Raw genomic sequence first — 23,059 nt, forward strand, 5'->3', positions numbered from 1 at the left:
CGAGGGCGTCCGGGCGGAGCGCCTGGAGTCGTAGGGACAGATTCTAATGCGGGGTGAGTTCTGACCGGGCGGCATAACCGCCGCGCCGCCGTCAGGACTCCACCGGCGCCGGGCGCGGCTTGACCGGCCAGAACAGCGCCGCGGGCCGCCGCAGGATGCGGCGTCGCACGCCGGCCGTGAGGGAGGTGCGATCGTCGCGGCGCATGTCGCGCGAGGCCATCGCCACGTTGAAGGCCAGCGCAAAGCTGACGATGACGTTCAGGGCGCCGGTCGCCACCGTGCCGGCCACGGCCATCCAGAACACCTGCGTGTGCACCACATCCCAGCCCAGCGTGGCGAGCGCGGCGGCGATCTGGCCGGCGCTGAGCGACACGTGGCGCACCTCCAGTGTCGATCCCAGCGCACTGACGAAAACTGGCAGCAGGCCCAGCATCAGCCCCAGCGAGACGTTGGCGGCGATCAGGGACACGTTGCGCTGCCAGAAGCCGGCCCAGCGCACTGCGCCCCGCGCGCCAAGCAACTGCCGGGTGCGGCGGCCATACGCCATCACGTCGTGCACGCGGTGCAGCGCAAACCAGTTGTCGGCCCAGCCGGCGATCAGGCTGGACAGCCAGATCAGCGCGCCGGTCACCGCGGCGTAAAGGGGCGTCGGTCCCCAGAAAGACAGAGACTGCAGCGTGTCTTGCGCCTTGTCGGCGTCGATGAGCGGCTGTTCCAGCATCCGCATGGCCAGCCATTGGATTGCCCAGGCCAGCGGAAACACCACGGCCAGGTTGCCCGCAATCGCGGCCGCGTTCGAACGCACCATCGCCAGCGTGTCGTCGACGAAGGCATCGCGGCCGTCGGGCGTGTAGGCCGCATCCAGCCGGCGAGCCAGCGCCGGTCCCGTCATGGCCGGCTGTTTGGTGGCCAGCGTGAAGTGCGCGAACTGGATCACCAGAAAGCTGCCCGCGTAGTTCAACGCGTTCAACAGGCCTTCCAGCCACTTCTCCAGATGCGCCGACGTGATGATGAACTTGACGTAGACGGTGAACGCGACGACAAAGCCGCCGCCCATGGCGGCCTTGAGCATGTCCATGTATTCCAGCGTGTCGCGGGCGATGTAGTGTTCGCCGGTTTCCGCGCTGCGGTCCATCACGCGGCGCGCCAGCTGGGCGAGTGATGAGGCCGCCAGATGGCGGATGCTGCTGCGCGCCAGCGTGCAACGGATCAGCTCGGCCATCAGGTGCACGTAGCGATGGCGCTGCGTGGGGTCGATCCAGACGCTCAGCAGCAGCTCGATACGCGCCAGGCGCAGCTTCATGCACTCGATCTGGTAGACCACGTCCACCGCCACGCCATTGCGCTTGAGTTCTTCGTAGACCGCATCTCCCGCCGCGCGGCATTCGTCCAGCAGCGCGCGCAGCACATTGAGGCGCTGGCCCACGGCCTCGCGCGGCGTGTCCGGCGTGCTGGCAAAAAGATCGGCGGCCGCATCCGACAGCGCAAAGAACGGGGTGTCTTCCACGCGGCCCGGCAGGCGCGAGCGGATGTCCTGGCTGAGACCGGCCGCGCGGACCTGACTGATGAGCACCTGCATGCTGCTGGTCAGTGCATGCGTCAGGCGCCGGGCAAGCGCGTCGGGCGTGGGGGCGGCGGGCGCGTCCGAGTCGTGCGCAGCGGCGCCTTCGTCCCGGTGCATCAGCGCGCGCACGCGGGCCAGTGTCGCGTCGTCCAGCGACTCGATCCATTGCGCGTCGCCGGCGCGGCGAAACAGCAGGGTGAACAACCCGTCCATGTCGCCGCGGTTGGCGGGCGGGGGCAGCATCCAGTCAACGATGCGGCGCCACAATTCGCCCCAGAAGCCGGGCTGCGATGCGACGCCGGTGTCGCAAAGCAGTGTGGTGGGATCGTTGTCCACCAGCACCGACCGCAACGTGGCTGCCGTGCGCGCGGCCACGGCGGGATTGTTTTCCAGCACCTGCAGCAGGTAGCGCAGCCGCGCGTGGCGGGGATCCCCTCCGTCCTGCCGCGACGGTGCGCCGCCCGGCCGGTTCAGCCAGCGGCCCAGGTCGATGAGCCACAGATTGCGCTCGGCCAGCGGCGACTGCGGATCGGCATTGGCCAGGATGACGTCGAGCTGCGCCCCGCCCCGCGAAGCCCGCCAATTGCGCCACAAAGAAGTCAGCATGATCGAGCCTCGCGCGTCATCGTGAATGGGGGGCGCTCCATGGTACGCCCAAGCCATGCGTCGGGGGAGGTGGCATGCCCGTTTCCGGTAACCTCCCGGCTGCCCCTGTTTCACTCTTTACGTTTGCTGATTCAATGACCCTGACTTTCAATGGGCGCGCGTTCGCCGCCCTGCTTGCCGTGACCGCCGTGCTGGCGCTGATCGCCACTTTCGGCGCGCCCTATCCCTTCCTGCGGGGTTTCGTGGGCGACGTGGTGGCGGTGGGCTGGGCCTACCTGCTGTACCGCAGCTTTATCCGCGCGCGCGTGTTGCCGCTGGCCCTGGCGGCGCTGTTCACCGGGTATGCGGTGGAGTTCGCGCAGTACCTGGGCCCCCAATTCGGATGGCGCATCGAGCAGCCCGTGCTGCGCGTCGTGTTCGGCAGTGTGCCGGACTGGTGGGACGTGCTGGCCTATACCGTGGGCTTTGTGGTGGTGCTGGCGCTTGCCGGCGGCCTTGCGCGACGGGAGCGGCGCGCCGCGCTGCAAAATGCCCGGATGCAGGCCAGCCTGCGCGCAAGACGCTGAACGGGGCGGGGCCGGCTGGACGCCGGCCCCACGGGCACGACCTGATTCTTAACCGGCTTGGCAGACCGTGTCGTCGCGTTGCGCGCGCACGGCGGGCTCGGCTGCGCGCAGCGGTTGCAGGCGGGCATTGCGGAACGGTGCCAGCAATTCCGACCAGGAAGAAGGAAACAGCGGCGTCGCGTGGCGCACGGCATCGCGGCGGGCGTAATGGGTAAGCAACTGCTGGCCGATCGGGGCGTCTCCCAGAGGGTGCGGGGTGTTCATGGTATTTCCGTATTGCGTTGAAATTGTATTCATTGTACGTCGTTCGTGCCTTGGGGTCCAGCCGGCCTGGAACGGCACAAGTGCTTGATATGTCTGAAACTGTCCCTGATTAACGGGTTGACTTCGGGATTGCCCTAGCAGCCCAAAAGAGTAGACGGTATACAATGTTCATCATGCCCGGGCTTCGACAGGCCTGGAATTTCTCCCACTGGACCTGGAGCGAGTCATGGCAGAACTGATGAACCGAGATGAATTCCGCACGGCGCTGGAAAACGCAATCAAGGGCAAGAGCGCAAACGCGTCGCCCTTTTCCATCGCCTGGGCCGAAGGTAAGCTGAGCCGCGAGCACCTTTCGCGCTGGGCCGAAAACCACTATCACTACGTCGGCCCCTTCGCCGATTACCTGGGCTACCTGTACGCCCGCACGCCGGACACCTACACCGAGGCCAAGGATTTTCTCCTGGCCAACATGTATGAAGAGGAAATCGGCGGCGACCGCCACACCGACCTGCTGATCCGCTTTGCCGAAGCCTGCGGCACCACGCGCGAACGGGTCACCAATCCGGACAACATGTCGCCCACGACCCGCGCGCTGCAGAGCTGGTGTTATGCCGTGGCCATGCGCGAGGATCCGATCGTGGCGGTGGCCGGCCTGGTGGTGGGACTGGAATCGCAGGTGCCGTCCATCTACCGCAAGCAGACGCCGACCCTGCGTGAAAAGTACGGCTTCACGGACGAGGAAGTCGAATTCTTCGACCTGCATATCGTCTCCGACGAGATCCACGGCGAACGCGGCTACCAGATCGTGCTCGAGCACGCCAACACGGTGGACCTGCAACAGCGCTGCCTGAAGATCTGCGAGATCGGGGCGCAGATGCGGTTGCTCTACACGACGGCGCTCTATACCGACTACGTGCAGGACGAGATCAAGCTGCCCGAACTGGGCCTTGCCGCCTGATCGTGCCTGCCCGCCCGGCACGCCCGGGCGGGCGCCGTACCGCAGAACCTGGACGAAGACCTCATGCCTACCGTTGTGTTTCATAAAGGCGGCCAGACCTACACCGACGTGGTGAAGGACAACACCAACCTGGTGGTGCGGGCCGGCATCAAGCAGTTTCCGTTTCCGCATCTGCGCTACGAATGCGGCATGGGCAAGTGCGCCAAGTGCGCCTGCCGCATCATCGCCGGGGCCGAGCATCTGCCGCCGGTGAACTGGAAGGAAAAGAAGCAGCTGGGCGAACGCGTCGAGCAGGGCTACCGGCTGGCGTGCCAGCTCTGGCTGAACAGCGACATCGAGTTGACCCAGGACGTGGAGGCATGATGGCGCAGGATTCGACCTATGTGATCCTGACCTCCAAGCCCGGCATCTTCCGCACCGAGGCAGGCGAGGGCGCGGACATCATCGAGACCTATGACTACGTGTTCTACGGGCGCGCGCTGGCCGTGTTCAGCATCGCCCGCCTGGACCGCGAGATCAAGCTGATCGTCACCGAGGAAACGCCGCCTTACGTGGTCAATCACGTGCCATCCAAGTTTCTGGAGAAGTTCTCGTCGGTGGACGCGGCCCGCAAGGAGCTTGCGCACCTGACGCGTTTTGGCAGCATGGCGTCGACGCTGACGCTGCGGTCCGGCGTGCGCGCCACGGAGCACTGACGACATGGTTCAGATCACGTTCATATCCAACGGCGGCAAGGTCGCCACCGCGCCGGCGAACAGCAACCTTCTGCGCGTGTCGCTCAAGGAGAAGGGCGGCATCCCGTTCAAGTGCGGGGGCGGCCTGTGCGGCACCTGCAAGTGCCGGATCGAGGAAGGGCTGGAAAACACCGACGCCATCAAGTCCAAGGAGCGCAAGCACCTGCGCCCCGAGGACTTCGAGGCCGGCTACCGCATGGCCTGCCAGACCTTCGTGAATGGCGACGTCAAGGTGTCGTGGGTGGTGCAGAACGGCAAGGGCATCGTGGTGGGCGCGGCGCCCGGCCCGGTAGAAGCGTCGCCGGCATGAAAGAGGCCGGCGCCTGGCGGCGCCGGCGCCCGGCAATCAGGCCACGGAGGCCTGCTGCGGCGGCTGCTGGGCCTCGGCGTAGGCCTTGGCGGCATTGTGCACATGCTGGCTGGCCAAGAGCGCTGCCAGATCGCCATTGCCGGCGATGACGGCGTTCAGGATCTGCGAATGGTCGTCCCAGTTCTGTTTGGCCCGGCGCATGTTGCTGGGCGCGAACAGCAGCGCGGTGCGGTCGCGCAGCGAACGCATCAGGTCGGTCAGCACCACGTTGCCGCCGATCGTGGCCAGCATTTCATGAAACTGCGAGTTCAGCGCCAGGAACTTGTCCAGCTTCTCTTCGCGCGCGGCATCGGTGCCCTCGCGCAGGAAGGCCTGCAGACGCTCGACCGTTTTCTCGTCGCGGCGCTGCGCGGCCAGCTTGGCGTTCAAGCCTTCCAGTGTGGCGCGCACTTCCACCATGTCGTAGGCCACGGCGTCCGACAGCACCGACACGGATGCGCCGCGGCGCGGCTCGATCGTGACCAGGCCTTCGGCGGCAAGCGCGCGCAGCGCCTCGCGCACCGGGATGCGGGACACGCCCATTTCCTCGGACAGGCGGCCTTCGACCAGGCGGTCGCCGGGGGTGAATTCGCCGCTCAGGATGCGTTCGCGCAGCTTGTCGCGGATGACGGCAAACAACTGCGGATGCTGCTCGCCGATCTTCAGCGGGGAGGAGTGCTGCGTCTCTGCGGCTTGCGGACTGACGGGGGAGGTTGTCATGGCGAGCAGGTTTGGCGTAATGGATACAGTCTCCATTGTATTACCGGGTGTCGCCGGCCGTCGCCGGTGGCGTGCCGCATCAGTGCACCCAGAATGTCTTGACCAGCACCCCCACCGCGCCCATGGCGCAGGCCGCGAGCAGCACGCCGCGCACGGCGCGGGGTGGCAGCAGGGTGCGCAGCCGGTTGGAGACCGCAAAACCGGCCAGCAGAAATGGCGCCAGGCTAAGCGCCAGGCCCGCGTGATAACCCGTGTAGCGCTTGGCCAGCGCCAGCATGGCCAGCGAAAAAATGGATCCCAGAAAAAGCACCATCCCCAGGGTGGCGCGCAGCCGCGGCGGGGCGGCATGCTGCAGCACGATGGCAATGGGCGGCGCGCCCACCGAGGTCATCGTGCCCATGATGCCGGAGGCGACGCCCGCGCCGGACACCCGTCCGGGCGTCGCGGAAAACCGCAGGCCCGCCACGCTCAGCGCCACGGCGGCGAGGATCATGCAGGCAAAGAGCACGCCCAGCGCCTGCGGGGCGAAGCGCGCCATGGCGTAGATGGCGATCAGGGTGCCGACGGCCCGCCCGGCCAACGCGTACGAGACGGCCGGCCAATCGATGGCGGCGCGCTCGCGCAGGGCGGTCAACAGCGAGATGAAGCCGCCCAGTGTCAAAAGCGGTCCGGGCGCGAGCTGCGGAAAGAACATCGCCGCAACGGGCGCGGCGAACATCGCAAATCCCACCCCGCCGACGCCCTGCGCCACGGCGGCGCCAAACACCACGGCAGCCATGGCGGCGTAATGCCACGCATCCGGGAACGACAGGGAAGACAGCATGCGTCGGACTTTGTAATTTATGTATACGATAGTCTATCCAGGAAATCGCGCGCCGCCAGACAAATCCTGAAAATTAAGGGTAATCCCTTGATTTTTCGTCCAAAAGGTGTCCGAAAACGGCACTATCGATTTCCCTAGGCGGCGCATATTTCGATTGGTATGGCCTTCAGCGAAATATAGTATACCGAGTGTGGCGACCCAACAGCCACGCATACAAGGGGAATAGCGCATGCAATCCGACGTCGTGCTCACTGCGGCTCATTGGATTTACCTGATCAGCGTGGCCGCCATCATCCTGACGATGATCCTGCGCGCCAATGTCGTGGTGCCATCGGTCATCGGCACATTTCTAGTGGTGCTGGCGATCACGGGCAATCCGATCAGCGCGCTGATCGGCATCTTTTCGGCCAGCTTTGTCGCCGCCAAGGAGCTCTTCAACATCTTTCTGGTCATCACGTTCATGACGGCGCTGCTCAACGCGCTCAAGACACTGCAGGCGGACGTGCGCATGGTGCAGCCGTTCCGGCGGGTCATGCGGGGCGGGCATTCCTCCTTCGTGATCATCGCCCTCTGTACCTACGTGATCTCGCTGTTCTTCTGGCCCACGCCCGCCGTGCCGCTGGTGTCCGCCATCCTGCTGCCCGCGGCCATCGCCGCCGGGTTGCCGCCGCTGGCCGGCGCCATGGCCATCGCCATCGCGGGCCAGGGCATGGCCCTGTCTTCCGACTACGTGATCGGCGTGGCGCCCAGCATCAGCGCCAAGGCGGCGGGGGCGGCCGTTAGCGCGGCGGTGGTGGCAGACCGCGCGCTCGTGCTGTCGCTGATCACCGGCGGGATTGCGCTGGTGGCTGCCTATCTGCTGGTGCGCCGCCAGATCGTGCCGGCCGATCCGGCCCTGTTGTCGGCCTGGCAGGCCCGCGCGCAGGACGGCAGCCTGGCGAAGATCGAACAGGCCGGCTCGTTCGACAAGGCGGAACTCGCGCGCGGCACGATGGGCGCCGATCCGGCCTTGCCCAGCGGCCCGGTGCTGAGTGAAGAAGAGCGACGCCGCGTGCGCTGGTCCAAGGTGTTCGCCGTGGTGACGCCGCTGGCGTTCCTGGCCGTGATCGGGGTGATGGTGCTGCCCCGCCTCTTTCCGTCGCTGCCTGCGCTGCGCGGCGGCGATGCGGCGGCGCTGGTGGGCGGCGTGGCGTTCGTGGTCATGATGCTGGTGACCCTGGCGGCCGAGGGCCCGCGCAAGATGCTGGACGTCTGCCCCGAGCACGTGACCGACGGCTTCGTGTTCGCTTTCAAGGCAATGGGCTCGGTCCTGCCGATTGCCGGCTTCTTCTTCGTGGGCGCCCACGAGACGGCCGCCCAGATCCTGGGCGTGCCACCGGCGCAGGCCCCCGGCCTGCTGTTCGAAGTCATTTCGGCAGCCCAGCACCTGATCCCCGAGAACCACTTCCTGGTCGCCTTCGGCGTGCTCCTGGTCGGCATGATCACCGGCATCGACGGCTCGGGCTTTGCCGGGCTGCCGCTCACCGGCACGCTGTCCGGCGCGCTGGGCCCGGTGGTGGGCGTGGACCCCGCCACGTTGGCGGCGGTGGGGCAGATGGGCGCGGTGTGGACGGGCGGGGGCACGCTGATTGCCTGGTCGTCGTTGATCGCCGTGGCGGGGTTCGCGCGGGTCAACGTGCTGTCGCTGGTTCGCGCGCTGTTGCTGCCGGTGCTGCTTGCGCTGTTCGTTTCGACCACCTGCGCGGTGCTGATCTGGCGTTGATGTTCAGCGCGCGCATGGGAAAAGGCTTCCGCGAGGGAGCCTTTTTGCTGCCGGATCGGGTGGGGTTTCCACTGATCGTCGCGCAGTGATTAAAGTATACAATGTTCTGAAATTAGCCCGACCGCCTCACGCCCGGCCACGCCGGACCCAACTCAAGGAAGCGCTCCCGTGGACGATCTCTCGCAGCAAGCCTTTTTGAACTACATCGGCGGCCAGTGGACGCCCAGCGGCACGGGCAAGACCGCGCCCAACCGTAATCCGGCCGACACCGACGACGTCGTGGGCCACTTTCAGGTGTCCGGCGCCGACGACGCCCGGCAGGCCGTGCACGCCGCCGAGGCCGCCTTCGCCGCGTGGCGCGACACGCCGATCTCCAAGCGCGCGGCCATCCTGTTCCGGGCCGCGCAGCATCTGGAAGACAACGCCGATTCCATTGCGCGCGAACTGACCCGCGAAGAGGGCAAGGGCGTGAACCTGGCCAAGGACGAGGTGCTGCGCTCGGCGCAGACGATCCGCTTCTACGCCGTCGAGGGCCAGTCCTTCACGGGCGAGACCTTCGTCAACGACGACCCGGACATGATCGTCTACAGCCAGCGCGAGCCGCTGGGCGTGGTGACCGTGATCTCGCCGTGGAATTTCCCCATCTCGATCCCGGCGCGCAAGATTGCGCCCGCGCTCATCATGGGCAACACGGTGGTGTTCAAGCCATCTTCCGATGCGCCGATGTCGGGCTACCGCCTGACCGAAGCGTTCGTGCGCGCCGGGCTGCCCGCCGGGGTGCTGAACTTCCTGACCGGCCCGGCGGGGGCGGTGGGCGAAGCCATCACGGGGGCGCCCCAGGTCCGCGCCATTTCGTTCACCGGATCGACTGCCGCCGGCGAGCAGATTCACCGGACCGCTGGGCTGACCACCCGCACGCAGATGGAACTGGGCGGCAAGAATCCGTTGATCGTGCTGGCCGATGCCGACCTGGACCGTGCCGTGGACCTGGCGGTCAAGGGCGGCTTCTCGCTGAGCGGCCAGGCCTGCACGGGCACCAGCCGCGTGCTGGTCGATCGCAAGGTCAGCCAGGCCTACACGGAAAAGCTGCTGGCCAAGATCCGCACGCTGACCATCGGCAACGGCCTGGAAGGCAACTTCGACCTGGGCCCGCTGGCCACCGCCCGGCAGCTGGACAATGTGCTGGGCTACATCGAATTGGGCAAGGAGGAAGCCACGCACCTCTACGGCGGCGACCGCCTGACCGGTCCCGGCTTTGACTGCGGGTACTACGTGACCCCCGCGCTCTTTGCCGGCGTGACCCAACAGATGCGCATCGCCCGCGAGGAAATCTTCGGGCCCGTGATCGCGCTGATCGAGGTCGACGGCTATGAAGACGCCATCGCCCAGGCCAACGACACGGAATATGGCCTGTCTGCCGCCATCGCCACCACCGACGCGCGCTACGCGCACCGCTTTGCGCGCGACATCCAGGCGGGCACCGTCAAGATCAACCGCACCACCACCGGCAACCTGATCAACGCGCCGTTCGGCGGCCTGAAGCATTCCAGCACGTCCACGTTCCGCGAGTCGGGCCGCGTGGGCCTGGAGTTCTACACCCAGATCAAGACCGTCTACCGCGCCGGCTGACGGCCCATCCCCCACCCGAGGTTTTGCACATGAAACAGATCTATCGCCTGGAACTCGAAGAAGCGCGCGTCATGGTGCGCGCCGCCATCGCCAAGTCGCAGGAGATCGGCGTCCTGGAATCGATCTGCATCGTGGACGATGGCGGCTATCCGATCGCGCTGGAGCGCATGGACGGCGCGCGCATCACCGGTCCGCAGATCGCCTGGAACAAGGCCTTTACCGCCGCCGGCCACAAGCGTTCGACCCACCTGTTCAACACCCCGCCGAATGGCCCGGCGCTGCCCGGCAACGAAGCCTTCGGCATCCAGTGGAGCTTTGACGGCAAGTTCGCGGTTTTCGTCGGCGGTTTTCCCATCGTCGTGAACGGCGAGGTGATCGGCGGCGTGGGCCTGAGCGGCGGCAACGGCGAGCAGGACACCAAAGCCGGCCTGGCGGCGCTGGCCGCGCTGGGCGAATTGCTGGAGCCGCGCGGCATGAAGGTGCTGGTCGAAGCGGACATCAAGAAATAGGCGAGGGCGCCATGGCATACCGCGTGCACATTCTGGAAACCGAGACCGCCTTCGAGGTCGAAGAAGGCGAAACCGTGCTGCAGGCCGCCGAGCGCTCATCGGTGAAGCTGCCGCACGAATGCACGTTCGGCGGCTGCGGCACCTGCCGCATCAAGCTGGAATCGGGAGCGGTGCGCTACGACGAATTCCCCATGGCGCTGACCTCCGAAGAGGCCGAACAGGGTTTTGCCCTGGCCTGCCAGGCGCGTCCGGCCGGCGACCTGTGCATCAGCGTGGCCAGCAGCCGGCAGGTGTTTCCCGATCCCCGCCGCATCTGCGCCACGATCCACCGCATCCAGCGCTTTTGCGACGACGTCGTCCACCTGACGCTGGCGTTGCCAGAGGTGCTGGATTACGTGCCCGGCCAGTACATGAACGTGGTGCTGCCCGACGGCGAGACGCGCAGTTTCTCCATGGCCTCGGCGCCCGCGGGCAACCTGATCGACTTTCACGTGCGGCGCATTCCCGGCGGCCGCTACACGGACCAGTGGCTGGGGCAGGCGGCGGCGGGCGCGCCCGTGGAGATCGAGGCGCCGCTGGGCGTCTTCAGCTACCACGAGGAAGATTGGCGCCCGCTCATCATGATGGCCACGGGGACCGGCATCGCGCCGATCAAGGCGATCCTCGAATCGCTGCTGGACAACGAGGACTGCCCGCCCGTGACGCTGTATTGGGGCATGCGCACCGAAGCCGACCTGTACCTGCGCGACGAGATCGAAAGCTGGGCCTCCCGCCTGTACGAATTCAACTTCGTGCCCGTGCTGTCGCGCGCGGGGACCGATTGGCAGGGGCGTCGCGGCTATGTGCAGGAGGCGGTCCTGGCCGACCACGCCGACCTGTCCGAGCACGCCTTCTACCTGTGCGGCGGGCCCGAAATGATCCGCCAGGCCAAAAGCCTGCTGGCCGAACGGGGCGCCAGCCTGGATCACCTGTACGCCGACAGCTTCACCTTCCAGCACGCGTTGGCCGCCGTCTGAGCGGCCGGCTAGCGATACACCAGCACCGGCAGCCGCGTGCGCGCCAGCACGCGCTGCGTCTCGCTGCCCAGCAGAAAGCCCGTCATTCCGTGCCGCCCGTGCGAGCCCATCACGATGAGGTCGCACCCGGTCTTCTGCGCGGTCTCGACAATGGCCTCGTGCGGATGGTCGTTCACCATGACGATCGCTTCGCAAGGCACGAGCGCGTGTCGCGCCTCGGTCTCCAGTCCGTCCAGATACGCCTGCGCATTCCGGCGCGCCTGGTCCGTGTGGTGCCCTTCGGTTGTGCCCAGCATCTCGGCCTGGTAGACCAGCAGATGGTCTTCCGGGATGGCGCGCAGCAGGGTGATGGTGGCGCCCATTTCCTTGGCGAAAACGAGCGCGCGCTTGAATGCCGACTCGGACAGCAGCGAACCGTCCACGGCGATGAGCAAGTGCCTGTACATGTTGCCTCTCCTTTAGGAAAAGGAATGTCCAGCAACGGCGAATCCAGTATAGGCCCCTGGGCGAACGCAAACCAGCGTGCAAAAGGACGAGCCGCGTGCGCGCCGGTGTCGGGCACCGTTCATCTTCCCGCAGCGCTTCCAAACCGTCGGCGTTAGGCATATATTGACCGGGCGATATCCGGCGGTTCCTCCTGGCTTGTGGCGTCTTGCTGTGTGCGGAGAACGGAAATGCGGCGACTGCAAAAGTGGTTCATCGGCCTGATGTGCCTGGGGCTGTCCCTCTGTTTTCCCGCCTTGGCGCAGACCAAGCTCAGCAACGCGCAGCTCGATCAGCTCATGGCGCCCGTCGCGCTTTACCCAGATGCGCTGCTGTCGCAAATCCTCATGGGGTCCACGTACCCGGACGACATCGCGGCCGCCGCCAAATGGTCGGCCGCGCACACCGATCAGTCCGGCGATGACGCCGTGCGCGCCGTCGACGCCGAAACCTGGGATCCCAGCGTCAAGTCGCTGGTCGCCTTTCCCTCGGTCATGGACATGATGGGCCGCGAGCCTGGCTGGGTGAAGTCCGTGGGCGACGCTTTCCTGGCGCAACCCGAGGCCGTGATGGACGCCGTCCAGCGGCTGCGCACGCAGGCGCAAAAGGCAGGCAATCTGAAAAGCACGCCGCAGCAGACGGTCAAGACGACCACCGCCAACGAGAAGACCGTGGTGGTGATCGAGCCGGCCGATCCGCAGGTGGTCTATGTGCCCAGTTACAACCCCACGGTGGTCTACGGCACGTGGGCTTATCCGTCGTACCCCCCTTATTACTATCCGCCGCCGCCGGGCTCGGTGTTCGGGAGCGCGCTTGTGGCCGGCATTGGCTTCGGCGTGGGCGTGGCGGCGATCAATTCGTTGTGGGGCGACGCCAACTGGGGGCACGGCGACGTCGATATCGACGTGGACCGCTACAACAACATCAACGTCAACAATCGCATCGACCGCAACAACGTGAACAGCAACCGGGCCACCTGGCAGCACAACGCCGCCAACCGGGGCAACGCGCCGTATGCGGACGCGGCCAGCCGCCAGCGGTTTGACAGCCAGCGGCAGGCGGGGCTGCAGAGCCGGGCCCAGCCGGGCGGCGCAGGGGCCCGGACGACGGGCACGGCGCCCGCCGCGGGGTCTCGCGACGCCGCGCGGCAGCGGGCGGCGCAGTCCTTCGAAGGCCGCACCGGACAGCCGATTGCGGGGCATGCCGGGGCCGACGGGGCGCGCGGCCAGGGCGCGGCGCGGGGCGACGGCGCGGCGGGCCGGGGGCAGGGGTCGCAAGGTGGGCAGGGATCGCAAGCGGGGCAGGGTGCACGGGATCGCAGCTCCAGCGTCTCTACCCAGAACCGTCCGCAGGATCGCAGTTCCAGCGTGTCGACCCAGAACCGCCCGCAAGACCGAGGCGCCAGCGTGTCGACGGGCAGCGTCTCCACGCAGGACCGCCAGGCGGCGGCACAGCGCCAGCGCGCCGACGAAGCGGCCGCGCGCGACCGGGCGCGGGCATCGAACAGCCAGAACGCCCTCTCCGGGGCGGGCGACGGCGACCGCATGCGGCAGCAGAACCAGCGCGGCGAGATGAGCCGCGGCGGCGGCGGACAACGCAGCACTGGCGCCAGCGCACCTCACCGCAGCGGTGGCGCGGGCGCCCCGCGCGGCGGCGGGGGCGGCCGTGGCGGTGGCGGCGGCCGGAGATAAGCATCATGGACAAGGGACTACCTATGACGATCGCCCGTTTGCGCGCGCTGTGTCTTGCCTTGGCCCTTGCGCTCGGCGCATCGGCGCCCGCCATGTCGCAGGCCGTGTATCCCAGCGCGCAGGCCGCCGCGCAGGCGTTCACCGATTCGCTGGCCCTGAACGACGTCGATGCCCTGAGAAAAGTGCTGGGCCCGAACCACCGGCAGCTCGTGCCGGGCGGCGTCGACCAGGAGAACATCTATCGCTACCTGGCGGCATGGGCGCGTAAGCACGACATCGTTGCCGACGGCGGCCGGGCGTGGGTGGCGGTGGGCGAGTCGGGCTGGACGCTGCCGGTGCCGCTGGTGCGCGCCGGCCAGGGATGGCGCTTCGACCCGGTGGCGGGCAAGGCGGAGATTCAGCGCCGCGCCATCGACCGCAACGAGCTGACCGCCATCGAAACCCTGCAGGAACTGCAGGCCGCGCAGACGCGCTACGCCCAAGGAGTGGGGCAGGGCCGGTATGCCATGCGGCTGGTCAGCCGCGCCGGCGAGCGCGACGGTCTTTACTGGCCGGACGTGCCGGGCGCGCCCCAGCAGGCGTTCGGACCGGACGCGCTGGCGATGGGCCCCGACGTGCCCGTGGACGACGCCTATTTCGGCTATCGCTACAAGGTGCTGCCGGGCGGGCCGGACAACGCGTATCGCATCGTCGCGTGGCCCGCGCGATACGGGCAGACCGGGATCGGCACGTTCGTCGTCGGCCCGGAAGGCGGCGTCCTGGAAAGCGATCTGGGGCCGTCGTCGGCGGCGCGCGCGGCGGCCTTGCGGGAGGCCGATATCCGCACCGGAAACTGGGTCGACGCGAATGGCCAGGCCACGCCCGTCAAATAGGTTTTTCGGGGCCATATGACGCCTATTTCACGGGCCTGTTGCGGGGTCGCAACAGGCGTGCGGGTTTGCCTCTCAAGCGCTTGCCGCGCCGCATTCCCAAGCCCCTCTGTGACTCTTTTGTCAGGCGGCTGTGCCTACAATGGCGAGCACCGGGTGACTGCCCGATTTCCCTTTGCCGGATCTCCAAATTGAACCCCATGTCTTTCCTCCGCTACGCCGTTTTCGGCGTGGGGATGGCGCTTAGCGCCGCGGCGGCTTCGGCCCCGATCTTTGTCCTGAACTCCCTGGACGCCAACGTCAGCATCATCGACCCGGCCACCTACAAGGAACTGCGCCGCGTGCCCACGGGCAAAGAGCCGCATCACCTGTATCTGACGCCCGATGAAAAGTCGCTCATGGTGGCCAACGCCACGGGCGACACCATCACGTTGATGGATCCCAAGACAGGCGACGTGCAGCGCACGCTGACCGGCATCGTCGATCCCTACCAGTTGCAGTTCTCGCCGGACATGAAGTGGTTCGTCACGGCGGCCAACCGCCTGGACCACATCGACATCTATGCCTGGAAGCCGCTGGAGAAGGGCTTTGACCTGACGCTGGTCAAGCGCATCCAGGCGGGCAAGACGCCCAGCCACATCATGATCGACAAGCACAGCACGACGGCCTACGTCTCGCTGCAGGACAGCGATCAGCTCATCGCCATCGACCTGGCCACGCAGACCCCCAAGTGGACGGTGTCCGTCGGCAAGACGCCTGCCGACGTGTTCCTGACGCCCGACCAGAAGACGCTGCTGGTGGCGTTGACCGGCGACTCTTACGTGGAGGCATATGACGTCAGCAATGGCCCGGCCAAGCTGGTCAAGCGCATCCAGACCGCGCCGGGCGCGCACGCCTTCCGGGCGCAGGGCGACCACCGCCACCTGTTCGTCAGCAACCGCACCGCCAACTCCATCAGCCGCATCGACATGCAGACGCTGACGGTCGTGGACACCTTCCCGGTGCCGGGCGGCCCGGACTGCATGGACGTGCTGGCCGACGGCAAGACGCTGCTGGTCACCTCGCGCTGGGCGCGCAAGCTCACGGTGGTGGATCTGGAACAGAAGAAGGTCGTCAATCAGGTGCCCGTGGGCAAGTCGCCGCACGGCGTCTGGACGTTGAACCATGCGCCGACCCGCTAAGGGAGCGGTCCGCTTCGCGGCCCTGTTTCTGGCGCTGACGACCACGGCGGCCGGCGCGGCACCGCAGGCCACCTGCGACAAGCCCGTGTACCTGACGTTCGACACCGGTCACATGGGCGTTGCCCCGCTGGTGGCCGACGTGCTGGCCCGCCATCAGGTCAAGGTCACCTTCTTTCTGGCCAACGAACGCACGCTGACCGACGGCGCCAGCCTGGACGACGTCTGGGCGCCCTGGTGGAAGGCGCGCGCCGCCGAAGGCCATGCGTTCGGCTCGCACACTTACGACCACGTCTATTGGCAGGGCGACCTGCCGGGCGGCAAGTTCCGCGTCAAGCCCAGCGCCGGGCCCGATGCGGGCAAGCGCGCCGAGTGGACGGCCGAGCAGTATTGCGCCGAGATCCGCCGCCCCGCCGAGCGGTTCCGCCAGATGACGGGCAAGGCCATGCTGCCGCTGTACCGCGCGCCCGGCGGCAAGACCTCGCCCGCGCTGCTCAAGGCGGCCAAGGCCTGCGGCTTCGAGCACGTGGGCTGGTCTCCGGCGGGCTTCCTGGGCGACGAGCTGCCCAGCGACAAATACCCCAACGCCAAGCTGCTGGACCAGGCGCTGCGCACCATCAAGCCCGGCGACATCCTGCTGGCGCACCTGGGCATCTGGTCGCGTCAGGATCCCTGGGCGCCCGCCGTGCTGGAACCGCTGATTGAAGGTTTGCAGCGCAAGGGCTATTGTTTCGCTACCTTGAACACCCATCCTGCCTATCGCGACTGGATCGCCACGCATCACTGATCATGGATACGCTTAGCCAACTCTTCGGGGAATGCCAGCAATGGCTCTTCGAGACGGCGATTCAGCCCGCGCTGTTCCACCTGGGCCTGAGCAACTTCATCGAAGACGGCTACGATGCCACCATGTGGCTGCTGGTGGGCCTGCTTCAAATTGCGGTGCTGGTGCTGGTCTTCGGGCCCCTGCAGCGCCTGCGTCCCGTGGAACCGGTCACCGACCGCCGCCAGATCGGCATCGACGTGCTGTACACGCTGATCCACCGCCTGGGCGCATTCCGGCTCGTGCTGTTCTTCACTATCGACCCCTTCTGGGACAGCGTCTTCGGGCAGCTTCACGTGTGGGGCTTCGCGCCCTTCCAGCTGGATCAGTACTGGCCCGGCGTGACGGACAAGGCGTGGGTCAGCCTCATCATCTACCTGCTGCTGTTCGATGCGGTGGATTACTTCTATCATCGCGCGCAGCACCGCTTCGGCTGGCTGTGGGCGCTGCATGCCGTGCATCACAGCCAGCGCCAGATGACCATCTGGAGCGACGACCGCAACCACCTGCTGGACGACATGCTGCGCGACGTGCTCATCGTGTTCGTGTCGCAACTGGTGGGCGTGCCGCCCGCGCAGTTCGTGATGGTGGTGGCCATCACCCAGCTTGCGCAGAGTTTTTCGCACGCCAACCTGCGCATGCATTTCGGCGCGCTGGGCGAACGCCTTCTGGTCAGCCCGCGCTTTCATCGCCATCACCATTCCATCGCCTACGACGCCTCCTCGCCAGGGCCGGCCGGCGGCTACAACTTTGCCGCGCTGTTTCCGATCTGGGATGTGCTGTTTCGCACCGCGCGCTTCGGCGTCGGGTACGGCCCCACCGGCATCCACGACCAGCAGGCCGAACTGGGCGGACGCGATTACGGCCGGAGCTTCTGGTCGCAGCAATGGCTGGGCATCAAGCGCATGATCGGCCGCGACCGCGAACCTGCCGCGCCGCCGGTGCCGCCCGCCGGCGCCGAACGCGCATGAAAAACCCCCGCAGCTGGCTGTCCAGCGGCGGGGGCGAATCGGGTAGCGGCCGGACAACTGCCAGGCCGCCACGCGGCAATCAGGCGCCCGGCGTGTCGTGCGTGGTTTCGCGCTTGATCTCGCCGTGGCGGCGTTCCATTTCCTGACGCAGTTCGCGGCGCAGGCCGGCCGCCTTGAAGCGCTGCTTTTCCTCGTGCGTGCGCGGCTCCAGCGGCGGCACCGCCGTCGGGGCGCCCTTGTCGTCCACCGCAACCATCGTGAAATAGCAGCTGTTGGTGTGACGCACCAGCTTCTTGCGGATGTCCTCGGTCACGACCTTGATGCCGATCTCCATCGACGTGCGGCCCGTGTAGTTCACGGCCGCCAGGAACGTCACCAGCTCGCCCACGTGGATCGGTTCGCGGAACACCACCTGATCGACGGACAGCGTCACGACATATTGGCCGGCGTACCGGCTGGCACAGGCGTAGGCCACCTGGTCCAGATACTTGAGGATGGTTCCGCCGTGTACGTTTCCCGAAAAATTCGCCATATCTGGCGTCATCAGGATGGTCATCGACAATTGGTGGCTAAAGGCGTCGTCCATGGCGGGCGGCTCATTCATGAATAAAAGGCTAATGGTAGCGGTAGGCGCATGACATCGCGCCGTATTTCCGCGGCGGATCAGGGTTTCTTGGGGGGCGGCGCGGGCGGCGTCTCCGCGGCTGCCGCGGGTTCGCTCGGCGGCGGATGGCTGGCCCCCGGTTGGCCGGCCCCCGGATCGCCGGCCGCCGGTACGCCGGCCGCACCTTCCTCACCTTCCGCTGCGATCCGGCTCACGGCCGGGGGCGTCCACAACCCATCGCGCACCGCCGGACCCGGGGTGTAGACGCGCAGCAGCATGCCGACCGGACCGGCCGCAGGGATCGGCAGCCAGTTGGACTGGTCTTCGGGCGCCGGCGCGGTGTTGCTGAAAATCAGGTCCAGCGAGCCGTCCGCGTTGTAGCGCAGCGGATCGCGGCTGCCGAGCGCGTGGCGGTTGACCGGGTTGGGCACGGGCATGCCCTGGCCGTCGTAGGCTGCCAGCGTCCAGAACGCGCCCGTGTCGGGCAACTGGTCGCTGGCGATGTGCAGCGTATATGCGTGGGCGCCGTCCAGCAGCGCGCCTTCGCTGTCGGTGGCCAGCACTTGCACGGTCAGGTCCTCGGGCAACCCGCTGCCCGGCTGCGCCTGCGCGGCCAGCGCGCGGCGCAGCCAGTCGTTGCCGTACACGCCGATGCTGGCGGTTTCCTGCAGCCAGCCGTTCGTGGCGCGCAGCGAGTGGCCTGCCGCCGCCGCCATGCGGTCGCGCGCCGCGCGCACGCCGCGGCGCATGCCCTGTTTGGCGGAATGGTCGAGCTTGTCGAAATCGAACGGACGGCCCGGCGCCAGTCCCACCCGCCGCAGCAGAACGAGGACCGGCTGGTCCGTCGCATGCGGCGGATGCTTGCGCAGCAACTCGGCCGCATAGGTGAAGAACGCGTCGGTCGGCATGGCGTCCACCTGTTCGCTTGCCGGAATCTTCAGATCGAGGGACGGGTCCGGCTTCGGGCGCGGCGCCTGCGCGGGCAGGTTCCATTGCGCCAGCGGCGTCACGGCGAAGCCGTCCTGCAACGCGTTGACCGTCGCCTGGTCGGCGCCGCCGCGCGTGTCGATCAGCACCTTCGCCCAGACGTGGGCGGTGGGTGCATCGATGCGGGCCATGCCGGAGGGCAGCGTGCCGGTCCAGCCGGGCGGCACGATGGCGGTGTTGCCCTTCGACGTGCCGGTGGTGCGCGCGCCCAGCGTCGCGAAGACGTCGGTCCACATGTCCAGCAGCGTCAGCGTGTACCGGCGGCCCGCCGTGTCGGGCGTGGACAGCACGACGGGTCCGTCGGTCAGGTCCAGCCAAGCCGTGCTGCGCAGCACATCGAAGTTCGACCACGGCGTGGCCTCGCCCGCGCGGGGCAGGGTGCGCACGTGCGCGAAGGTGTTGGATGGCGCGCCTGGCGACCCTTGCGCGGGATGGGTGAACTGTCGGCGCGTCAGGTCCATGACGACCAGCGGGTAGAAATACAGATAGCCTTCCATCGCCGCCTGCTGCGCCGCCTCGGTGGCGGCGGCGGCGGGCGACGGGGATGCGGGCGCCGCGTGGACGGACGCCTGCGGCGCCAGCACGCAGGGCGCGATGGCCAGCGACAGGGCAAGAGTTCGGGCCAAGGGGGCAAGGCGGCGCATCGGCGCTCCAAGTCATGCAATCCCGGGCATCGTAGCAGTGCTGCACTGCGACAAAATCCGCGAAATAAGCGCCTTTTGCCGTCAAATTCAGACTAGAACGCCGGTCTGACGCGCCAACAGGCACGGCGTACCCCATATTGAAGGCTATACTTCCTCACATTCCCTTGGAAGTTGTAGGGCTTTTCGTCCTAATCGTTTTCGCTTCCTTAATTCACCAGGAGAGGAGTGCTTCATGGTCAACATGAATCGCCGCCAGTTCTTCAAGGTGACCGGTGCGACGCTGGCGGGCTCCAGCCTGGCCATGCTGGGGGCTGCCCCCGGCACGGCGATGGCCGAAGTGCGCCAGTTCAAGCTTGCGCGCATGACCGAAACGCGCAACACCTGTCCCTACTGTTCGGTCGCCTGCGGTTTGCTGATGTACGGCCTGGGCGATGGCTCGAAGAACGCCCGCGCCAGCATCATGCACATCGAAGGCGACCCCGACCATCCCGTCAACCGCGGCACCCTCTGTCCGAAGGGCGCGGCCCTGATCGACTTCATCCACAGCCCCAACCGCCTTAAATTCCCGGAATACCGGGCGCCCGGTTCGGACAAGTGGGTGCGGATGTCGTGGGATGAAGCCCTGACGCGCATCACCAAGCTCATGAAGGAAGACCGCGACGCGAACTTCGTCGAGAAGACCGCGGACGGCAAGACGGTGAACCGGTGGCTGACCACCGGCATGCTGGCCGCCTCGGCAAGCAGCAACGAGGTCGGTTACATCACGCACAAGACTGTGCGCAGCATGGGGATGCTGGCGTTCGACAATCAAGCCCGTGTCTGACATGGCCCGACGGTGGCAGGTCTTGCCCCGACGTTTGGCCGTGGAGCGATGACGAACCATTGGGTCGACATCAAGAACGCGGACATAGTTTTGATCATGGGCGGCAATGCCGCCGAGGCCCACCCTTGCGGGTTCAAATGGGTCACTGAAGCCAAGGCCCACAACAAGGCCAAGTTGATCGTCGTGGATCCGCGCTTTACGCGTTCGGCGTCCGTGGCGGACTTCTACGCGCCCATACGTACCGGCACCGACATCATCTTCCTGGGTGGCGTCATCAAGTACCTGTTGGATAACGACAAGATCCAGCACGAGTACGTGCGCAACTACACCGACTTTTCGTTCATCGTGCGCGAGGATTTCGCGTTCGACGCGGGCCTGTACTCGGGCTACAACGCCGAAAAGCGCACCTACGACAAGCAAAGCTGGGACTACGAGCGCGGCGATGACGGCTACGTCAAGACCGATCCCACGCTGCAGCATCCGCGTTCGGTGTACCAGCTGCTCAAGAAACACTATTCGCGCTACACGCCCGAAATGGTCGAGCGGGTCTGCGGCACGCCCAAGGACAAGTTCCTGACGGTGTGCGACATGCTCGCGTCCACGGCCACCACCAACCGGGCCGCCACGATCCTGTACGCGCTGGGCTGGACGCAGCACTCCATCGGCTCGCAGATCATCCGCACCGGCGCGATGGTGCAGCTGCTGCTGGGCAACATCGGCATCGCCGGCGGCGGCATGAACGCGCTGCGCGGGCACTCGAACATCCAGGGCCTGACCGACCTGGGCCTGATGTCGAACCTGCTGCCGGGCTACATGACGCTGCCCAACGAGCCGGAGCAGGACTACGCCAAGTACATCGACACGCGCACGCTCAAGCCGTTGCGTCCCAACCAGCTGAGCTACTGGCAGAACTATCCCAAGTTCCACGTCAGCCTCATGAAGGCCTGGTGGGGCGGCGCGGCCACCGCCGAGAACAACTGGGCGTTCGACTACCTGCCCAAGCTGGACAAGCTGTACGACATGCTGCAAGTCTACGAGCTCATGGTCCAGGGCAAGATGAACGGCTACATCGCCCAGGGCTTCAACCCGCTGGCCGCGGCGCCCAACAAGGCCAAGCTGAACGACGGCTTTGCCAAGCTCAAGTTCCTGGTCATCATGGACCCGCTGGTCACGGAAACGTCCGAGTTCTGGCGCAACGCCGGCGAGGCCAACGACGTGGATCCGTCCAAGATCCAGACCGAGGTCTTCCGCCTGCCCACCACCTGTTTTGCCGAGGAAGACGGCGCGCTGGTCAACTCCGGCCGCTGGCTGCAATGGCACTGGAAGGGCGCCGAACCCCCGGGCGAGGCCAAGAGCGACATCGAGATCATGGCGCTCATCTTCACGCGCCTGCGCAAGCTGTACCAGGACGAGGGCGGCAAGTACCCCGATCCCATCGTCAACCTGTCGTGGCCGTATTCCAATCCGCAGAACCCGACAGCCGAGGAACTGGCCAAGGAGTACACGGGCCGCGCGCTGGTCGACCTTGTGGATCCCAAGGATCCGGCGAAGATCATGCGTCGCGGCGGCGAGCAGCTTGCAGGCTTTGCCGAGCTGCGCGACGACGGGTCCACCGCCAGCGGCTGCTGGATCTTCGCGGGCGCCTGGAGTCCCAGCGGCAACCTCATGGCCCGCCGCGACAACAGCGATCCCACCGGCATCGGCCAGACCCTGAACTGGGCCTGGGCGTGGCCGGCCAACCGCCGCATCCTGTACAACCGCGCCTCGTGCGACCTCGAAGGCAAGCCGTTCGATCCGCGGCGCAGCGTCGTGTCCTGGAATGGCCGCGCCTGGGTGGGCGCCGACATCCCCGACTTCAAGGGCGACGAGAACCCCGCAGGCGGCATGGGGCCGTTCATCATGAACCCGGAAGGTGTGGCGCGCTTCTTTGCGCGGGCGGGCCTGGCCGAAGGGCCGTTCCCGGAACACTACGAGCCCTTTGAAAACCCGCTGGGCTACAACCCGCTGCATCCGAAGGCCAAGGGCGTCACCAGCAACCCGGCCGCGCGCATCTTCAAGGATGACCTGGCGGCGATGGGCACGGTGGAGAACTTCCCGTATGTGGCCACCACGTATCGGCTGACGGAACACTTCCACTACTGGACCAAGAACGTCCGCATCAACGCGATTCTGCAGCCCGAGCAGTTCGTGGAGATCGGCGAGGCGCTGGCCAAGGAGCTGGGCATTCCCAACGGCTCGCGTGTGAAGGTGTCGTCCAACCGTGGCTACATCAAGGCGGTGGCGCTCGTCACCAAGCGCATCCGTCCGCTCGTCATCGAGGGCAAGACGGTGCACCAGGTCGGGATTCCGATCCACTGGGGTTTCGTGGGCATCGCCAGGCCGGGCTTCCTCACCAACACCCTGACGCCATTCGTGGGCGACGGCAACTCCCAGACACCGGAGTTCAAGTCGTTCCTGGTGAAGGTCGAAAAGGTATAGGAGAACCG

General features: G+C 66.8%; 22 protein-coding genes. 15 read left to right on the forward strand and 7 right to left on the reverse strand.

Annotation, left to right across the window (positions count from 1 at the left end; genetic code table 11):
- Positions 1-91: 91 nt before the first annotated feature.
- Complete coding sequence (locus QEP15_RS01460; protein ID WP_152383204.1) at positions 92-2,170, reverse strand: site-specific recombinase; 2,079 nt, start codon at positions 2,168-2,170, stop codon at positions 92-94.
- 134 nt (positions 2,171-2,304) lie between these two features.
- Between QEP15_RS01460 and QEP15_RS01465 the strand changes: the two genes are divergently transcribed.
- Complete coding sequence (locus tag QEP15_RS01465) at positions 2,305-2,736, forward strand: ribosomal maturation YjgA family protein (RefSeq protein ID WP_152383205.1); 432 nt, start codon at positions 2,305-2,307, stop codon at positions 2,734-2,736.
- Between the two features lie 48 nt (positions 2,737-2,784).
- On the opposite strand, the gene QEP15_RS01470 is transcribed toward QEP15_RS01465, so the two are convergent.
- Positions 2,785-3,000 (reverse strand): hypothetical protein, encoded by a 216-nt coding sequence (locus QEP15_RS01470; protein ID WP_152383206.1) that lies wholly within the window; start codon positions 2,998-3,000, stop codon positions 2,785-2,787.
- 226 nt (positions 3,001-3,226) lie between these two features.
- On the opposite strand from QEP15_RS01470, the gene QEP15_RS01475 reads away from it, so the two are divergent.
- The 4 genes from QEP15_RS01475 (at position 3,227) to QEP15_RS01490 (ending at position 5,002) form a co-directional block, all read left to right on the forward strand.
- Positions 3,227-3,958: an iron-containing redox enzyme family protein gene (locus QEP15_RS01475; protein ID WP_056319353.1), complete on the forward strand. Its 732-nt coding sequence runs from the start codon at positions 3,227-3,229 to the stop codon at positions 3,956-3,958.
- 63 nt (positions 3,959-4,021) lie between these two features.
- Complete coding sequence (locus tag QEP15_RS01480; protein WP_056319481.1) at positions 4,022-4,321, forward strand: 2Fe-2S iron-sulfur cluster-binding protein; 300 nt, start codon at positions 4,022-4,024, stop codon at positions 4,319-4,321.
- A complete protein-coding gene (locus QEP15_RS01485; protein ID WP_175156425.1) occupies positions 4,318-4,653 on the forward strand; it encodes a ferredoxin in 336 nt (111 codons plus the stop codon). Before QEP15_RS01480 ends, QEP15_RS01485 begins: the two co-directional genes overlap by 4 nt.
- 4 nt (positions 4,654-4,657) lie before the next feature.
- Positions 4,658-5,002 (forward strand): 2Fe-2S iron-sulfur cluster-binding protein, encoded by a 345-nt coding sequence (locus QEP15_RS01490; RefSeq protein WP_280148352.1) that lies wholly within the window; start codon positions 4,658-4,660, stop codon positions 5,000-5,002.
- 36 nt (positions 5,003-5,038) lie between these two features.
- On the opposite strand, the gene QEP15_RS01495 is transcribed toward QEP15_RS01490, so the two are convergent.
- Both QEP15_RS01495 and QEP15_RS01500 read right to left on the reverse strand, forming a co-directional pair.
- Positions 5,039-5,761, reverse strand: a complete 723-nt coding sequence (locus tag QEP15_RS01495) for a GntR family transcriptional regulator (protein ID WP_280148353.1) — start codon at positions 5,759-5,761, stop codon at positions 5,039-5,041.
- Between the two features lie 79 nt (positions 5,762-5,840).
- Positions 5,841-6,584, reverse strand: a complete 744-nt coding sequence (locus tag QEP15_RS01500; RefSeq protein ID WP_175156427.1) for a sulfite exporter TauE/SafE family protein — start codon at positions 6,582-6,584, stop codon at positions 5,841-5,843.
- A gap of 229 nt (positions 6,585-6,813) precedes the next feature.
- Between QEP15_RS01500 and QEP15_RS01505 the strand changes: the two genes are divergently transcribed.
- The 4 genes from QEP15_RS01505 to QEP15_RS01520 all read left to right on the forward strand — a co-directional run bounded on the left by QEP15_RS01505 (position 6,814) and on the right by QEP15_RS01520 (position 11,500).
- The gene (locus tag QEP15_RS01505; RefSeq protein ID WP_056319341.1) at positions 6,814-8,346 is read left to right on the forward strand and encodes a hypothetical protein; all 1,533 of its coding nucleotides are present in this window, start codon (positions 6,814-6,816) and stop codon (positions 8,344-8,346) included.
- Positions 8,347-8,514: 168 nt separating this feature from the next.
- On the forward strand, positions 8,515-9,975 hold the full coding sequence (locus tag QEP15_RS01510) for an aldehyde dehydrogenase family protein (RefSeq protein ID WP_280148354.1): 1,461 nt from the start codon (positions 8,515-8,517) through the stop codon (positions 9,973-9,975).
- Positions 9,976-10,004: 29 nt separating this feature from the next.
- Positions 10,005-10,484: a GlcG/HbpS family heme-binding protein gene (locus QEP15_RS01515; protein ID WP_056319338.1), complete on the forward strand. Its 480-nt coding sequence runs from the start codon at positions 10,005-10,007 to the stop codon at positions 10,482-10,484.
- Positions 10,485-10,495: 11 nt separating this feature from the next.
- Positions 10,496-11,500 carry a 2Fe-2S iron-sulfur cluster-binding protein gene (locus QEP15_RS01520; RefSeq protein WP_217618106.1) on the forward strand — a complete coding sequence of 335 codons (1,005 nt, stop codon included), beginning with the start codon at positions 10,496-10,498 and terminating at the stop codon, positions 11,498-11,500.
- A gap of 8 nt (positions 11,501-11,508) precedes the next feature.
- Here QEP15_RS01520 and QEP15_RS01525 read toward each other — a convergent pair whose 3' ends face one another.
- Positions 11,509-11,946 carry a universal stress protein gene (locus QEP15_RS01525; protein ID WP_056319334.1) on the reverse strand — a complete coding sequence of 146 codons (438 nt, stop codon included), beginning with the start codon at positions 11,944-11,946 and terminating at the stop codon, positions 11,509-11,511.
- 228 nt (positions 11,947-12,174) lie between these two features.
- Here QEP15_RS01525 and QEP15_RS01530 point away from each other — a divergent pair, with 228 nt between their 5' ends.
- The 5 genes from QEP15_RS01530 to QEP15_RS01550 all read left to right on the forward strand — a co-directional run bounded on the left by QEP15_RS01530 (position 12,175) and on the right by QEP15_RS01550 (position 17,515).
- On the forward strand, positions 12,175-13,674 hold the full coding sequence (locus tag QEP15_RS01530) for a DUF3300 domain-containing protein (RefSeq protein ID WP_152383211.1): 1,500 nt from the start codon (positions 12,175-12,177) through the stop codon (positions 13,672-13,674).
- A 23-nt stretch (positions 13,675-13,697) separates the two neighbouring features.
- Positions 13,698-14,546: a DUF2950 family protein gene (locus QEP15_RS01535; RefSeq protein ID WP_280148355.1), complete on the forward strand. Its 849-nt coding sequence runs from the start codon at positions 13,698-13,700 to the stop codon at positions 14,544-14,546.
- A 197-nt stretch (positions 14,547-14,743) separates the two neighbouring features.
- Entirely contained in the window at positions 14,744-15,724 is a 981-nt protein-coding gene (locus QEP15_RS01540; RefSeq protein ID WP_056319327.1) for a YVTN family beta-propeller repeat protein, read from the forward strand.
- Positions 15,708-16,508 carry a polysaccharide deacetylase family protein gene (locus QEP15_RS01545; protein WP_217618103.1) on the forward strand — a complete coding sequence of 267 codons (801 nt, stop codon included), beginning with the start codon at positions 15,708-15,710 and terminating at the stop codon, positions 16,506-16,508. Before QEP15_RS01540 ends, QEP15_RS01545 begins: the two co-directional genes overlap by 17 nt.
- 2 nt (positions 16,509-16,510) lie before the next feature.
- Positions 16,511-17,515: a sterol desaturase family protein gene (locus QEP15_RS01550; protein ID WP_062840084.1), complete on the forward strand. Its 1,005-nt coding sequence runs from the start codon at positions 16,511-16,513 to the stop codon at positions 17,513-17,515.
- 79 nt (positions 17,516-17,594) lie between these two features.
- Here QEP15_RS01550 and QEP15_RS01555 read toward each other — a convergent pair whose 3' ends face one another.
- Together QEP15_RS01555 and QEP15_RS01560 are read right to left on the reverse strand one after the other, a co-directional pair.
- Positions 17,595-18,101, reverse strand: a complete 507-nt coding sequence (locus QEP15_RS01555; protein ID WP_056319320.1) for an acyl-CoA thioesterase — start codon at positions 18,099-18,101, stop codon at positions 17,595-17,597.
- A 77-nt stretch (positions 18,102-18,178) separates the two neighbouring features.
- A complete protein-coding gene (locus tag QEP15_RS01560; RefSeq protein WP_280148356.1) occupies positions 18,179-19,750 on the reverse strand; it encodes a DUF1254 domain-containing protein in 1,572 nt (523 codons plus the stop codon).
- Positions 19,751-19,982: 232 nt separating this feature from the next.
- On the opposite strand from QEP15_RS01560, the gene fdnG reads away from it, so the two are divergent.
- Positions 19,983-23,051 carry a formate dehydrogenase-N subunit alpha gene (fdnG, locus tag QEP15_RS01565; protein WP_280148357.1) on the forward strand — a complete coding sequence of 1,023 codons (3,069 nt, stop codon included), beginning with the start codon at positions 19,983-19,985 and terminating at the stop codon, positions 23,049-23,051.
- Positions 23,052-23,059: the final 8 nt, after the last annotated feature.

The organism is Achromobacter mucicolens (assembly GCF_029866465.1).
Taxonomy (GTDB): Bacteria; Pseudomonadota; Gammaproteobacteria; order Burkholderiales; family Burkholderiaceae_B; genus Achromobacter; species Achromobacter mucicolens.

Coding starts and splice junctions, on each gene's coding strand:
- QEP15_RS01470 (WP_152383206.1), bottom strand. CDS start 3,000: ATGAACACCCCGCACCCTCTGGGAGACGCCCCGATCGGCCAGCAGTTG.
- QEP15_RS01530 (WP_152383211.1), top strand. CDS start 12,175: ATGCGGCGACTGCAAAAGTGGTTCATCGGCCTGATGTGCCTGGGGCTG.
- QEP15_RS01540 (WP_056319327.1), top strand. CDS start 14,744: ATGTCTTTCCTCCGCTACGCCGTTTTCGGCGTGGGGATGGCGCTTAGC.
- QEP15_RS01500 (WP_175156427.1), bottom strand. CDS start 6,584: ATGCTGTCTTCCCTGTCGTTCCCGGATGCGTGGCATTACGCCGCCATG.
- QEP15_RS01525 (WP_056319334.1), bottom strand. CDS start 11,946: ATGTACAGGCACTTGCTCATCGCCGTGGACGGTTCGCTGCTGTCCGAG.
- QEP15_RS01465 (WP_152383205.1), top strand. CDS start 2,305: ATGACCCTGACTTTCAATGGGCGCGCGTTCGCCGCCCTGCTTGCCGTG.
- QEP15_RS01545 (WP_217618103.1), top strand. CDS start 15,708: ATGCGCCGACCCGCTAAGGGAGCGGTCCGCTTCGCGGCCCTGTTTCTG.
- QEP15_RS01520 (WP_217618106.1), top strand. CDS start 10,496: ATGGCATACCGCGTGCACATTCTGGAAACCGAGACCGCCTTCGAGGTC.
- QEP15_RS01485 (WP_175156425.1), top strand. CDS start 4,318: ATGATGGCGCAGGATTCGACCTATGTGATCCTGACCTCCAAGCCCGGC.
- QEP15_RS01515 (WP_056319338.1), top strand. CDS start 10,005: ATGAAACAGATCTATCGCCTGGAACTCGAAGAAGCGCGCGTCATGGTG.
- QEP15_RS01555 (WP_056319320.1), bottom strand. CDS start 18,101: ATGGACGACGCCTTTAGCCACCAATTGTCGATGACCATCCTGATGACG.
- QEP15_RS01480 (WP_056319481.1), top strand. CDS start 4,022: ATGCCTACCGTTGTGTTTCATAAAGGCGGCCAGACCTACACCGACGTG.
- QEP15_RS01460 (WP_152383204.1), bottom strand. CDS start 2,170: ATGCTGACTTCTTTGTGGCGCAATTGGCGGGCTTCGCGGGGCGGGGCG.
- QEP15_RS01550 (WP_062840084.1), top strand. CDS start 16,511: ATGGATACGCTTAGCCAACTCTTCGGGGAATGCCAGCAATGGCTCTTC.
- QEP15_RS01475 (WP_056319353.1), top strand. CDS start 3,227: ATGGCAGAACTGATGAACCGAGATGAATTCCGCACGGCGCTGGAAAAC.
- QEP15_RS01495 (WP_280148353.1), bottom strand. CDS start 5,761: ATGACAACCTCCCCCGTCAGTCCGCAAGCCGCAGAGACGCAGCACTCC.
- QEP15_RS01490 (WP_280148352.1), top strand. CDS start 4,658: ATGGTTCAGATCACGTTCATATCCAACGGCGGCAAGGTCGCCACCGCG.
- QEP15_RS01505 (WP_056319341.1), top strand. CDS start 6,814: ATGCAATCCGACGTCGTGCTCACTGCGGCTCATTGGATTTACCTGATC.
- QEP15_RS01535 (WP_280148355.1), top strand. CDS start 13,698: ATGACGATCGCCCGTTTGCGCGCGCTGTGTCTTGCCTTGGCCCTTGCG.
- QEP15_RS01560 (WP_280148356.1), bottom strand. CDS start 19,750: ATGCGCCGCCTTGCCCCCTTGGCCCGAACTCTTGCCCTGTCGCTGGCC.